Raw genomic sequence first — 13,481 nt, forward strand, 5'->3', positions numbered from 1 at the left:
TTTTATACTGTAGTTATTCAATGTATAGGACGCAGTGGTATGAATCGTCGTCAAAAGAAAAAACAGAAAGTTGACCACTTAGCAGAATTCAAGGATCGACTGAATCAGGTCAAACAGAAATTGAGCTCGATCGATGTAAAGAAAATGAAAGCCTCTACAGTACAAACTTGGGGTTCATTACCGAAATTACACCAAAGACTGTTGATGGTGATTTCGCCGATCGTACTAGTATTACTTTTTGTGCCGCTACCAGAACCAAAAGTAGATGCGACCCCAACCACATCGCGCGTTGCGCTTGAGATAAACACGGTTGGGTTAAGCGAACAACAAAATGCCAACAGCAACTCATCAGAGCCGAGTAACAATAACTGGCAAGAGTACCTTGTTAAGCAAGGAGATACTCTGGCGCAGGTTTTTCGAAATAACGATTTGCCACTGTCTGACTTGAACGCATTGGTACGTATCGAAGGCTCAGACAAACCACTTAGTCAGATCCGAAAAGGTCAGCTCGTTCGATTTAAGCTGGCTGAGACCGGGCAACTTGATATCCTACAGCTAGAGAAAGGTAACACATCGGTGATGTTCTTCCGCTTGTCTGATGGTGGCTTTGGCCGTAGTAAATAAGTGCTTTGCTTGAGTGATGAACTCAACAGCAAGAGCGTGATAGAAAAGAGCTAAGCACTAGCTCTTTTTTTTGGTCGCTTGAAAGGGGCGAGTGGCAAGATGATCAGCATGATACCGATAAGGGTTAATGTATCTGGAATCTCATCGAACCAAATGGCGCCAATTAGCGCGACAAACACCAAGCCTGAATATTCTGCCAAGGCAATTTGGCTTGAGTGTGCTTTTTGATAGGCGGCAACCGCAAGCCCGTTATAGCTCAAGATGAGTGTTGCGCTGAGTGCTATGTATCCTAAGTGCTCGAGAGATACCGGTTGCCAATACAGGAAGCACAATATCAATGAAGCCGGAATTGAGAACAACGTTGTCCACCATAGCGTTGTGACTACAGATTGCTCACTAGGGAGCTTTCGCACCAATACATTGAACAGGGCTAGAGTAAGCGCAGTGCCTAATGCAAACAGTGCTGCCCAATGAAATTGAGATGGCCTTAAGACAATCAGCGCACCGATGAAACCTATGGTAGTGGCGATCACCTTCCCAAGTGCAGGTTGCTCTTTGAGGAGAAACATAGAAAGAGGCAACATCAATAGGGGCGCTACGTAGAACACAGCGTTGGCGGTTGCCAACGTTAGATGAGTGATTGCTACAACCATACACCCACTGCCAATTAATATTAGTTGGCCTCGTATGAAGGTGACTTTGGCTTGCTGTAAGCGTCGTTGTTCCTTTTTCTGCTGCAGCCACAGTGGAGTTATTATCAGCAGAGAGATCAACTGTCGGAAAAAAATATATTGAAGAGGTGGTACTTCACCATTCAATAGTTTTACTGCTACATCCGAAAGCGAGGCAAACAGGTTACCTGCGATCAGTAATAGGATACCGACAGTGATATTCGACATTACTTCTCTAATCTCATATCTACGTGCGGAATATCATCTTCCAGGTACATCTCAGAGATCGTCTTGAATCCATGACTTTCATAGAAATTTTCTAGGTGCTCTTGCGCACCAATATCTATGGCCGTGCCAGGCCAAAGAGACTCACAGTGTGTTAATGCTTCTTTCAACAATTGGTGCCCTAAGCCATCGCCTCTTGCTGATTGTTTAGTTGCCACTCGGCCGATGCTGGTGTTGTCATAACTCGTGCCCGGCGGCAATAAGCGAGCACACGCCACTAGCTCCTCATCTACGTAACCGAGAAGGTGGTGAACACCAGCGAGTGTGTCTTTACCGTCAAGCTCTGGATAAGGGCAAGTTTGCTCAACCACGAATACATCTACTCGCAATTTAAGTAGTTGATAAAGCTGATGTGTTGAAAGTTCAGAGAAAGGAATTGAGCGCCAAGTGATCATGTTTACATCCAGAGGTTATCGATGCTCTGAATGTACTATGCGCGATGATTGTTGGCATTAACTATTGTTAATTCGACCTTTAATTCTGCTCAAACTGATCGCGGTTATTCCTAAATAGGCGGCAATTTGATTGTCGTTGAGGCGCTGTTCAAGGTCTGGATAGTGTTCGCAGAAAAGCTGGTAACGTTGCTCTGGGGTATAGAGGAGCATGAAGCGTTCTTTGTTTTCCTTATGCATCAGTTGTGTTTCTAACAGCTTTAAATACAAAGGGTTATTCGATGCACGCCACTCGATTACCGCATTCATTGGCAGCTCTAACATTGTGATGGGTGTCAGTGTTTCTAATAGGTAAGGGGAAGCTTGGTTTTTTATCAGACTCTCAAAGCCGATGATCCAATCTTGTTCCCAGTAGAACTCTTTGCTGTATTGCTTACCATCATTAGTGAGGTAGCAAGCATGACACAAGCCTTCAAGTACGAAGTAGATTGAGCCTGCCATCTCACCTTGGTTAATAAGGATGTGTCTGGTTGGCAGTTCAAGTGGCTTGGCGACAGCGACTAGAGATTCAATCTGACTTTCAGAGAAGTCGAAGCTTTGCAGTTGTTCGATAAAAGAGGTGTGCATGAAAATAACCTAACCCAAATAAGTGCCGAAATCATCGCACTTATTTGAGTGTAGGTACAGTTCGGGCTAAATCAGCGTCGAGCGTGTTGCTCTAGGTAGTCTTGAGCGAGTTCTCTACCCATGTATTTGCCTAAGGTTTTCAATGGTACCTTCTTAAGGTTAACCACAATTAAACCATCTAACGCATCATTAAATGATGGGTCGACGTTAAAGCACACCAGCTTGCCGTTCATCCCTAGGTATTGGCGCAATAATACCGGTAATCCTTTTCCTTGTTCCATACGAGCTAGTACTTTAGAAAGTAGGGGAACACTCGCCAATGACGACAATAGGTGATTCTGCCAGAACACATGACTACTGGTATTGAGCGGTGAAGAAGGAGAAACCAGATTGGCCTTTTCCTCATCGTAGTGGTGAATCGATAAGGTGGTTGCGATCAACAGGCGCGCATTATGGCTGTAATCATTACTGATACTGACCGGGCCAAATAGGTGAGTGTATTTGGAGTGACGAGATACAAAGGTCGCGATGCCTTTCCACAGTAGTAACAGTGAATTAAGGCTCTTTTGATAAGGCTTACTCACAACAGATCGACCAAGTTCAATGCTGTTGTCTAACGTATCGATAAACTCTTGGTTATAGTTAAACAGACTGCGGGAATAGAGTTGGTCCAACCCGTGCTCTGCGATTAACTTGTCGACCATACCCAGTCGATAAGCGCCGACTAATTCTGCCTTAGCTTTGTTCCACACAAACAGTTGGTGGTAGTAAAGGTCGTACTCATCTAAATCACAAGCAAGCCCACTGCCTTCTCCAACTTCACGGAAGCTCTCTTCTCTGACTCGACCAATCTCACGCATTAAGTTTGGAATAGATTGGCTTGGCGTGCAGTAGACCTCGAAGTCGCCTTGTTCGAGCAGTTTCATCTCTTCAGGGAGTGAGCCTATCTCTATTGCCAATACTTCGGGTGATATTGGCGCTATCACTTGGGTATCGAAAGAGGGCGCGTGGATTGGCGTGTTCGGACTATCTTGTTGACTCATTAAGTAGGTATTAAGTCGTAGGTAGTTGACGATATCCATCTCTTTTTCAAACGACTTTATCTCTGAATACGGAATCGATGAGCCAATCGAGATAGAGATAGTTGTTGCCTGTTTATTGAGGAGCTCACGCCCAAGTAGAGCGGTTCTCAACAGTGGGTGCACACGACCCGCTTGATAGAATAGCTCACTGTTTTTTCCATTGATAAAGATAGGAACCGTCGTGGCTTGATGACGTTTAACGAATTTCGCGACCGATTTGCTCCATTCGATATCCGTCAGTGTTTTAGCCCCTTTCCGGTAACTTGATACTTCCCCTGCAGGGAACACGATCAACAGCCCGCCATCGGCTAGGTGACGATTGGCATCTCGAATAGCTTTGGCATTGGTGCGTCTCGATTCTTTACTATTAAAGACATCAACACCTATGAAAAGATCATCCAGCTCAGGCAGTCGCTTGAGTAATTCATTCGCTAATACCTTCACATCCTTTCTTACCGATCCTACGAGATCTGCCAGGATCACACCTTCAATTGCGCCAAGTGGGTGGTTCGCCACAATCACGACTGGCCCTTCTTCCGGGATATTTTCTGTGCTTCCCGATGCCACCGAGTAGTCGATATTGAGCGCCGATAGGGTGTAATTCATGAATTCGAAGCTAGATAACTCGTTTTTTCGATCTTGATAGAGTCGGTCTAGCTTAGATAGCCCAGTTGCCCACTCGACAACAGACTCACCTAAACCAAAAGGCGTGTAACGTGGTAAACGAAAAGGACTATCAATCATAATGAAGCTACCTTATTGACTAAAGTTGTTTAGGAAACCGTCTTGATTCTTGAAATCTTTCACACTTAAAAACGCACCGCATAACCAGACTAGGCATGCCATGCCAAACAATAACCCGCCGTCGTAACCGACAATCTCACCCGCGGCATTGAACTCAGGCATTTGAATACCGAGCGGAGTAAACAGGTGGAAAAATATCGCGCCACTCATGATCCCCACACTCATAATGGCGCCGAGACCATGCCAACGAGTGAACAGCAGAATGGCCGCAATCAATTCAGCGAATCCAATCAAGTAGCCGCCGAATGAGCCGAACCAGCTTAAGCCTGACCATGTCGCTAGCGTGCCAAAGATATGCTCTGTCTCGTATGAGCCGGTGAACTTAAAGAACAGCGACTGAATAAACACAAAAGCGATAAATGCTGCCGGGAGATGTTTAGCAGGAGTGAATGTCATGGTTATTCCCTTACTTAATCAGCTGCGGCCAAGCTTTATCGGCTTGTTGAATATGCTGTGCACGGTCTTGCTCCCAAGTGGTTTGAATTTCTTGGTCGTAGTTAAGATAAAGTTTGTCATCAACTATGGTCCAATACTGTGGATCACCTGGTGCGAAGTCGTTTTTGGCTGAAACGGCCCATGCGCAATAACCACCATATTGAGGGGCATATTTTTCAGGATTATTAACAAATAAAGTCAGATTCTTTTCAGAAGAGAAATACCAGTCCGCACCTTTGTACTCTGTGCTGAACTTCTTGCTCCCTTCAACTGGCTTTCCAGAAGTGAAGTAAGCCACGGTATCGTAGCCATCGAGTGCCTTACTGCTAAAGAAGCCGGTATAGATTTCATCGGCAGCAAATACGTACGGGCTAACAAGTAGCATGACCATGGTGATTAGTTTTCTCATGATGGACTCCATCTATAGATTGATTGCGGGCGATAAATCGAAGGTAAAGCGCTGTTGATTTATCAGGCTTGGGTTTATCGGTTCGCAAGGTGAGCCGGGTGCATAAAACATAGAGGCTTGACCGTGCAGATTACGTAAATGGGTAAAGCTGACTGTGTGTGCGTCTTCACGATGCATACAAGTTGCTAAATGGGGCTGTTCACTGTGATGGTGAGAATGAAATTTCAGTAAGTTCTGCTGATTCTTGCCTGTTGCCATTAGCTGATCGTATTTGGCTTGTCGGTAGGCTTGCACTCGCTCTAAATCAACACCGGATGAGAACAGTGGTGAGTCGGTCTCCACTATTTGCTGTTGAATGCCATCCCACATGTAGGCAATCACCAAACCGTTGTGTTGAGTTAGGCTCGGCGCAAAAGCCAGTAAGGTAAACGGGGCAAAAGAGTGCAGGTCGAGCTTATGGAATGCCTCAGAGAGCTGACTGATATTACGACTCGATGATAGGTTTTTAAGTAACAAACCACGGCTAACTAAAGGACCGACTGGAACAATACCTTGATAGTTATTGAGTAAGCATAGCGAAAGCCCGAACTCGTTGATGCTTATCCAGCTGCCACCGCCTGTTGGGTCGAGTGGCATGATGATATCGACACCGTTGACTCGATATTGCTTCGGTGGCATCGCCAATGCTCGGGTCTTTTGCTCATCACGATTAAAAAAGACCTGATAACCATTTTCTTCAAGTAGCCAAGATACTGAACACATGATTATTGCTCCCTCAGATAACTACTGGTGGTTGGGGCATAACCAAAGGTGTTACAGGTTTCAATGTCTAGGAAGGTGGTGATCACCTTGATCATCGCGTAATGATGATTGGCATGCAGCGCCGCAAAAGTCACCTCTCTTTCTAGTGTAGAAGGTAGGCTTGCAAACACTTGAGCATCCATCGAAACCTCGGTTTGGATCATTATGGGCGCTTCGAGATCGTTGCGGTCTAACCGTTCAAGCCAATTGATCACATAGTGGATCTCTTTTACTGCAATTGAGCGGTCGTATTCTACTGGGTGACCACGACGACGAGTGTTGTAATCAACTGTCGCGTTCTCTTTTAAAATCAGCGCATGAAAAAGATCGAGCGTGTGGCGAGTATGCTCGCCAATAGAGCTTGTGACGTGCGGCTTCGCTCGTGTTAGGTAGTCGCTGTCAGAAATCGCTAATAGAAACTCTAAACCCTGATTCAATATCTCTACCGCTCCCTTGATACTAGGAGAGAAAGACGTGAGGGCGCTCGGTTGGGCTATGGGGTTCATTCATGATCCTCGTACAAAGTTAATCGGTGGTCGGATATTGTTGAACAAGACGTCGCTCTTCTTGCCACGCGTTAAATAAGCTCTTAAAAGAAGGAGGTTGATGGCCTCTCTGTTTCTGTTGAGCACCAATATCAAAAAGAATGCGGTATTGAAGAAGTAGCGTGGAAAATATCTCTCGCAGCGGTGTGTTGCGATCCCAGATGTGTCCGGCTTCACTGCTTGCACCATTAACCTCAAGGATAGTGAAATCCTCACCTCTCATTAGGCTGTGCATGTCCTTAAACTTCACGTCGAGTCGACCAAAATGAAAGCCGTCGAAGTCGTCGAATATCTCATCTAAGCGTTCTGTTAAAGCTTGAGTGATGTATTGATTGCCATCTCGGAAGATACAGCCACGGCTATGGCTACCTGCGAACGCAAGTTGGAACTCTTCGCTCTCTGCGAGTACTTGATCCAACTTGTCTTCATGTCTTGGTAGATATAGGTGACTGAGCTGCCCAGCACGCGGGCTATTTTCAATTAACTGTTTGAGTGTTGAGCTACCATCGCCCGTTACCATTGGCGAATATTTGAGGGTGATCGATATGATCTCGCCTTGTTTACTATTCGGGTAACGAACATAGAAAACGCCAGCCTCGGCTTGATAAGGCGCTTTTTCTTGCAGTAGAAAGCGAGCATGATTTGGGAAGGATTCAATATATTGCTCAAGTTGATCTTGGTTGTTGATCAGCTTTACCCCAACACCTCGGCAACCAAGATCCGGTTTCGCCACAATAGGAAAATTAAGATCCGACTGGATGAGTGCACTACGTGCATCTTCAGCTTGTTTCTTACTGCTGAGATCGGTTTTGGTTAAGGTGATAAATGGAGAGATCCAACGCTTACTTGATGATCCGGCAAGGCTCAGTATCTCGTGTTTCGATTCGCCGACCATGCCACTGAGCTTAATGCTCGGGTTGGCGATCAGTGGCAGCGCCCAATCAAAGTGCCGTAACCCTTGCATCAGGCTTTGAATCACTACTGGAGTGTAGAAGAACCACGTCGGAAGAAACTCGTAAGGAGAGACACTGCGCACGGTATCTTTTTCAAGCAGGGGCATGCCTGCATTTATTTGATGTGCTGGAATGATGCGAATATCTTGCGGTGAACTCATGATAATCCTCTAGAGTAGGTTTTATTCATTAATCGATTGCCGACTAGCAGCAAAGCGATGGCACACGGGATGACGATCCATTGATATTCAGAGGCTTGCAGCCACGCTGACGTCCCTAAATAGTAGATGGTAGAGAAGACAACGCCAGTCCAGATCGCTGTCGCGCTAATAACGGCAAACAAGAAAGTAGGCAGTGGTATGGCGAAAAAACCACTTAAGGTAAAACCAACGGTACGAAGCCCCGGTATAAAGCGGATGACAAAAAGACTGCTGAATGCGTTTTGACGTAATTTGGTGCGAAGCGATCGAAAGTATCGGTTAGTGAGGGCTTTGTAACGAACGCCTCTGAAATAACGGCCTGATTTCCCAAGGTAATAAAGGCCAAGATCACCTGTGGCAATACCGATAAAGATCGCAAGTAACGCATATTGAGGTGGGATGAGCCCTTGAGTCGCTAAACCAGCGGCCGTAACGATGGCCAGATCTTCAAGCAGGTAAGAAAGCGCGATAATGCCAAGCATCAGCCATAGCAACGACTCCTCCCCTGAATTTAACCATGCTTGAATACTCTCGACGGTGCCCATCAAATGTCCTTATCTATCCTATAGATGAATGGCTTATTGACCATTCATTGAGTGTAGTAAATTAAATAGACAGGAGGAGCTCTGAAAAACTTACAGCGAATTGCTGCTTTTTTACGTTGATTGGATTTAATGGGTGGCTTGAGGTGTGCGATTTAGATGAAGAATGAACTGGTGTTTGAGGCTCGAAAGCTAAGGCTTTAAGCTGTGAATTTAGACGAGAAAAGAAAAAGGCTGAGTCGTTAAACTCAGCCTTTTAGAAGGTTAACTATTGATTACTTAAGCAATCTATTTAGTTAGGTCAATTTGGTAAACGCCGAAACCAACATCGTCAGTCGCAACACGTTTCATTGGGTATTGACCCTTCTCTTTGATGAACTGTGCCGCTTTCTCACTTGGTGATGTTTCAAAGCGGATATCTAGCTTTTTATCCGTTTTGATTGGTGCGAATGACCAGTTGTTGTCAGCCGTTGGGCTCACTTGACCTTGCTCTTTGCTTACGCGAGAGATGTAGTTTGCAAGTACAGTGCGGTTCTCATCTGGTGCATCAAATGCGATGAAGTCTTCACCTGTACCTGGGAACTTAGCACTGTATGCACGGTAGTTGTTGGTCGCGATCAGGAAGTCTTGCTTCATGTCGATTGGCTTACCTTGGTAAGTTAGACCAACAATACGCTGTGAGTCAGGGTTAACCACTTTACAGTTTGCATCGTATTTTGCAGGTTGAGTTACGTCGATTTGGTAATCCACACCGTCGATAACATCGAAGTTGTAAGTACGGAAGTTATCCCACTCGATCAGCTGCTGTGGTGCTGTTGAGTTCACGTCGATCTGGTTGAATTGACCAGCAGAACACTCAAGCCACTCTTTTACTTCGTGACCGGTTACCTTCATCGCAACTAGCGTATTCGGGTATAGGTACAAGTCAGCTGCGTTACGGAATGTCAGTTGACCAGATTCAACTTCAGTGAAGTTTGCTGGGTCATTCTTACGGCCGCCCGCTTTGAACGGTGCCGCTGCTGAAAGTACTGGAGTACCATCTAGGTCTGGGTCACCTTGGATGAATTGCTCAACGTAATCTTTCTGTGCAAGGTTAACAATCTGTACTGTTGGATCGTCTTGTACTAGAGACAGGAAGCTGTACATCACATCGTCTGCTTTACCAATTGGTTGGTTAACAAACTCACGAGTACCTGCGTGGTCTTTTTCTAGTGCAGTTACGATGCCTTCATCAGCTGCAGCAAGCGATTTCTTCTCGATCTTGTCGTAGATAGGGCGTGCTTCAGATTGGCCTTTAACCACTTCCCACTTCCCGTCTTTTTGTGCAAGTGTTAGGTCCATAACACCTACGTGGCTACCCCAACGACCTGGCATGACTGCCGCAACACCGTTCATGGTTCCGTTTTCGTTGTCAACGCCTTGGATATTGTCGAAGCCTTTACCTGGGAATACCGCGTGAGAGTGACCGAATGCGATAGCATCTATGCCTTCTACTTCAGAAAGGTAAAGCGTAGAGTTTTCTTCACCCGCTTTGTATGGGTCTTGAGATACGCCAGAGTGAGGGATTGCAACGATAACGTCTGCACCTTCAGCCTTCATTTGAGGCACTAACTCGTTCGCAGTTTCAATGATGTCGCGAGCCGTCACTTTACCTTCAAGGTTCTTCTTATCCCACGTCATGATTTGTGGTGGAACGAAACCGATGTAACCCACTTTGATCTCATGCTCTACGCCAGCTGTATCTTCAAACGTGTGTGTCTTGATGATGTAAGGCGTGAAGTAGTGTTCTTTCGTTTCTGCGTCGTAAACGTTAGCACTGATGTATGGGAAATCAGCGTCGTTGATAGACTCTTCTAGGAACTCAAGACCGTAGTTGAATTCGTGGTTACCGATGTTCGCTGCATCGTAGCTTAGTTGGTTCATTGCTTTGTATGCCGGGTGAACTTCACCTGCAACGATGCCTTTGTCTGCCATGTAGTCACCCATTGGGCTACCTTGCAGCAAGTCACCGTTATCAACTAATACGCTGTTTGTTACTTCGCTTTGAGCTTCTTTTACTAAAGTTGCAGTACGTGCTAAGCCAATTTTCTTCGATGGCTTGTCTTTGTAGTAGTCGTAATCCATTAGGTTGGTATGGATGTCCGTTGTCTCTACGACACGCAGTTTAATCACTTCATCGGTATCTGGTGTTGTTGTGCAGCCTGCTAGAGTCAGACCAAGACCTGCAAGTACAGCCAATGATAAAGGTTTCATTGCAACTTTCATTTTGTAGCTCCAAAGTGGATAGTAGAAAATTCGTTGCGTAATGTAACAAAATGGAATGAAACAATGATTACAACGAATGTTAATTCGTGACTTAGATCGATTACTTTATGGTGTTCTGCAAGACGCCTCCCAAACCTGCTCAATCAATGCACAATTGAAATCGATAAGATTAGTCCATTCATTTCACCCGCTTATCTATAAATTTAATCCCTTATCAGCTTTTCGAATAAAAAATGAAATTTTAGAATTTCCAGTAATATGAGAGGCTCGTCATAATGCCTATATCAAGGACGTATCAGGCAGATGAATAGCAAGGATAGCTCAAAACGAAGCTTCTGTTTTCTTCTAGTGCCAATACTCCCATTCACTGAAGTGGATGAGTTAAATCCCTTGCTTGGCAAGACCAAGTAATGAATTGCTCGTAACGCGAGCCTTAAAGGAAGCACTGAAATGGACCAAGAACGTTTAACCCACCTAAAACAGCTAGAAGCGGAAAGTATTCATATTATCCGTGAAGTAGCGGCTGAGTTTGATAACCCAGTAATGATGTACTCCATCGGTAAAGATTCTTCTGTGATGCTTCATTTAGCTCGCAAAGCGTTTTACCCAGGCAAGATTCCATTCCCACTGCTACACGTTGATACGGATTGGAAATTCCGCGAGATGATTGAGTTCCGTGACCGCACAGCCAAGAAGTATGGTTTTGACCTTTTGGTACATAAGAACCCTGAAGGTCTAGCGATGGGTTGTAGCCCATTTGTGCACGGTTCTTCTAAGCACACCGACATCATGAAAACTCAGGGTCTTAAGCAGGCGTTAAACAAGTATGGGTTCGATGCTGCCTTTGGTGGTGCTCGTCGTGATGAAGAGAAATCTCGAGCGAAAGAGCGTGTTTACTCTTTCCGAGATAAGAACCACACATGGGATCCAAAGAACCAGCGTCCAGAGCTTTGGCACACTTATAACGGTCAGGTTAACAAGGGCGAAAGCATCCGTGTATTCCCTCTATCAAACTGGACTGAACTGGATATCTGGCAATACATCTATCTAGAGAGCATCGATATTGTTCCACTTTACCTTTCAGACAAGCGCCCGGTTGTTGAGCGTGATGGCATGCTGATCATGGTTGATGATGACCGTATGGAGTTGCAAGAAGGTGAAGTGATTGAAGAGAAAAGCGTTCGTTTTCGTACTTTAGGCTGTTACCCACTAACCGGAGCGGTTGAATCTGAGGCGAATACGCTAACAGGCATTATTGAAGAGATGCTGGTGGCGACGTCTAGTGAGCGTCAAGGTCGAGCGATTGACCATGATCAGTCTGGCTCAATGGAGCTGAAAAAGCGCCAAGGTTATTTCTAAGAATCTAAGGAAAGAAAAATGAATAGTGCAGTAGAAGCCGAATTGGCTGAACTAGGGATTGAAGGTTATCTAAGTCAGCATCAGCATAAATCTATGCTTAGATTTTTAACTTGTGGCTCAGTAGATGACGGTAAAAGTACGTTAATCGGTCGCTTGCTCCATGATACAAAACAGATTTATGAAGATCAGCTAGCCGCAGTTCACTCGGATAGCCAACGAGTGGGTACGACAGGTGAGAAGCCTGATTTGGCACTGCTTGTTGATGGCTTGCAGGCTGAACGTGAGCAAGGCATCACGATCGACGTAGCTTACCGCTACTTCTCGACACAAAAACGTAAATTCATTATTGCTGATACCCCAGGGCATGAGCAGTACACGCGCAACATGGCAACAGGCGCTTCAACGTGTGATCTGGCTGTGATCTTGATTGATGCTCGTAAGGGCGTTCTGGATCAAACGCGTCGTCACTCGTTTATTTCTAACCTGCTTGGTTTGAAGCATTTCATCGTTGCAGTCAACAAGATGGATCTTGTGGAATATTCTCAAGATCGTTTTGAAGAGATTCGTGATGAATACCTAGAGTTTGCTGAAAACCTAGAAGGCGAAACTAACATTCAGATCCTGCCAGTTTCGGCGCTTGAAGGCATCAACGTTGCTGCACCAAGCAAAGAGCTAGCATGGTTCGAAGGCCCATCTCTACTAGAAGTGTTAGAGAACGTCGACATTGATCAAAAGCGTTCTGCGGGTGAATTCCGTTTCCCAGTGCAGTATGTGAATCGCCCAAACTTAGATTTCCGTGGCTTTGCAGGCACAGTGGCTTCTGGCCGTGTGAGTGTTGGTGATGAAATCAAGGCGCTGCCGTCAGGCAAAACGTCTAAGGTTGCACGTATCGTGACTTTTGATGGTGACTTGGAATCTGCGCAAGCGGGCTTGGCGGTAACGCTGACCCTTGAAGATGAGATCGATATCAGCCGTGGTGATTTGATTGTGTTGGAAAACGCTCAGATTGAATCTACCAACCACGTATTGGCTGACATCGTGTGGATGACTGAGCAACCACTGCAACCGGGCAAAGCTTACGACATTAAGATCGCAGGCAAGAAAACTGTTGGTCAGGTTGAAACCGTTCGTCACCAGTATGACATCAACAACCTGTCGACCCACGCGGTTGATGAGTTGCCACTGAATGGCATTGGCTTGTGTGAATGGTCATTGAACGAGACTGTCGCGCTGGATAAATATCGTGAAAGTGCCGATACCGGTGGCTTCATCGTGATCGACCGTCTAACTAACGTGACAGTTGGCGCGGGTTTGATTCGAGACCGTTTGGACTCTGTTGAACAGCAAGTCGGTAACTTCTCTGCATTTGAACTTGAGTTCAACGCATTGGTTCGCAAACACTTCCCTCATTGGGATGCCAAAGATTTAAGCCAACTACTGAAGTCATAAACGGCTAAGTAACAGCTTATTGAATCAGGCGGAAACCG

14 protein-coding genes are annotated in these 13,481 nt (G+C 45.6%); 3 read left to right on the plus strand and 11 right to left on the minus strand.

What is annotated here, in order from left to right; translation table 11 throughout:
* Window positions 1-39: 39 nt before the first annotated feature.
* On the plus strand, window positions 40-624 hold the full coding sequence (locus L1D37_RS22555) for a LysM-like peptidoglycan-binding domain-containing protein (RefSeq protein ID WP_239849214.1): 585 nt from the start codon (window positions 40-42) through the stop codon (window positions 622-624).
* Between the two features lie 50 nt (window positions 625-674).
* On the opposite strand, the gene L1D37_RS22560 is transcribed toward L1D37_RS22555, so the two are convergent.
* The 11 genes from L1D37_RS22560 to L1D37_RS22610 form a co-directional block, all read right to left on the minus strand.
* Window positions 675-1,523 carry a DMT family transporter gene (locus L1D37_RS22560; protein WP_239849215.1) on the minus strand — a complete coding sequence of 283 codons (849 nt, stop codon included), beginning with the start codon at window positions 1,521-1,523 and terminating at the stop codon, window positions 675-677.
* Window positions 1,523-1,975: a GNAT family N-acetyltransferase gene (locus L1D37_RS22565; protein ID WP_239849216.1), complete on the minus strand. Its 453-nt coding sequence runs from the start codon at window positions 1,973-1,975 to the stop codon at window positions 1,523-1,525. The genes L1D37_RS22560 and L1D37_RS22565 overlap by 1 nt, the downstream gene beginning before the upstream one ends.
* A gap of 57 nt (window positions 1,976-2,032) precedes the next feature.
* Window positions 2,033-2,599, minus strand: coding sequence for a Crp/Fnr family transcriptional regulator (locus L1D37_RS22570; RefSeq protein ID WP_239849217.1), 567 nt, complete (start codon window positions 2,597-2,599; stop codon window positions 2,033-2,035).
* Window positions 2,600-2,670: 71 nt separating this feature from the next.
* Window positions 2,671-4,425, minus strand: a complete 1,755-nt coding sequence (locus tag L1D37_RS22575; protein WP_239849218.1) for a lysophospholipid acyltransferase family protein — start codon at window positions 4,423-4,425, stop codon at window positions 2,671-2,673.
* Window positions 4,426-4,437: 12 nt separating this feature from the next.
* Window positions 4,438-4,881 (minus strand): hypothetical protein, encoded by a 444-nt coding sequence (locus L1D37_RS22580; protein WP_055319933.1) that lies wholly within the window; start codon window positions 4,879-4,881, stop codon window positions 4,438-4,440.
* Window positions 4,882-4,891: 10 nt separating this feature from the next.
* Window positions 4,892-5,329 carry a YHS domain-containing (seleno)protein gene (locus tag L1D37_RS22585; protein ID WP_123322759.1) on the minus strand — a complete coding sequence of 146 codons (438 nt, stop codon included), beginning with the start codon at window positions 5,327-5,329 and terminating at the stop codon, window positions 4,892-4,894.
* A 12-nt stretch (window positions 5,330-5,341) separates the two neighbouring features.
* The gene (locus L1D37_RS22590; protein WP_239849219.1) at window positions 5,342-6,091 is read right to left on the minus strand and encodes an NRDE family protein; all 750 of its coding nucleotides are present in this window, start codon (window positions 6,089-6,091) and stop codon (window positions 5,342-5,344) included.
* Window positions 6,092-6,093: 2 nt separating this feature from the next.
* On the minus strand, window positions 6,094-6,636 hold the full coding sequence (locus L1D37_RS22595) for a hypothetical protein (protein WP_123322761.1): 543 nt from the start codon (window positions 6,634-6,636) through the stop codon (window positions 6,094-6,096).
* 19 nt (window positions 6,637-6,655) lie between these two features.
* The gene (locus L1D37_RS22600; protein ID WP_239849220.1) at window positions 6,656-7,789 is read right to left on the minus strand and encodes an ATP-grasp domain-containing protein; all 1,134 of its coding nucleotides are present in this window, start codon (window positions 7,787-7,789) and stop codon (window positions 6,656-6,658) included.
* The gene (locus L1D37_RS22605) at window positions 7,786-8,373 is read right to left on the minus strand and encodes a DedA family protein (RefSeq protein WP_239849221.1); all 588 of its coding nucleotides are present in this window, start codon (window positions 8,371-8,373) and stop codon (window positions 7,786-7,788) included. The genes L1D37_RS22600 and L1D37_RS22605 overlap by 4 nt, the downstream gene beginning before the upstream one ends.
* Before the next feature lie 285 nt (window positions 8,374-8,658).
* Window positions 8,659-10,635, minus strand: a complete 1,977-nt coding sequence (locus L1D37_RS22610) for a bifunctional 2',3'-cyclic-nucleotide 2'-phosphodiesterase/3'-nucleotidase (RefSeq protein ID WP_239849222.1) — start codon at window positions 10,633-10,635, stop codon at window positions 8,659-8,661.
* 414 nt (window positions 10,636-11,049) lie between these two features.
* On the opposite strand from L1D37_RS22610, the gene cysD reads away from it, so the two are divergent.
* Together cysD and cysN are read left to right on the plus strand one after the other, a co-directional pair.
* A complete protein-coding gene (cysD, locus tag L1D37_RS22615) occupies window positions 11,050-11,994 on the plus strand; it encodes a sulfate adenylyltransferase subunit CysD (protein WP_258166798.1) in 945 nt (314 codons plus the stop codon).
* Window positions 11,995-12,012: 18 nt separating this feature from the next.
* Window positions 12,013-13,443: a sulfate adenylyltransferase subunit CysN gene (gene cysN / locus L1D37_RS22620; protein WP_048662155.1), complete on the plus strand. Its 1,431-nt coding sequence runs from the start codon at window positions 12,013-12,015 to the stop codon at window positions 13,441-13,443.
* The last annotated feature ends 38 nt before the right edge of the window (window positions 13,444-13,481 follow it).

This window comes from Vibrio sp. Isolate33 (assembly GCF_022397895.1).
Classification (GTDB): Bacteria; Pseudomonadota; Gammaproteobacteria; order Enterobacterales; family Vibrionaceae; genus Vibrio; species Vibrio pomeroyi.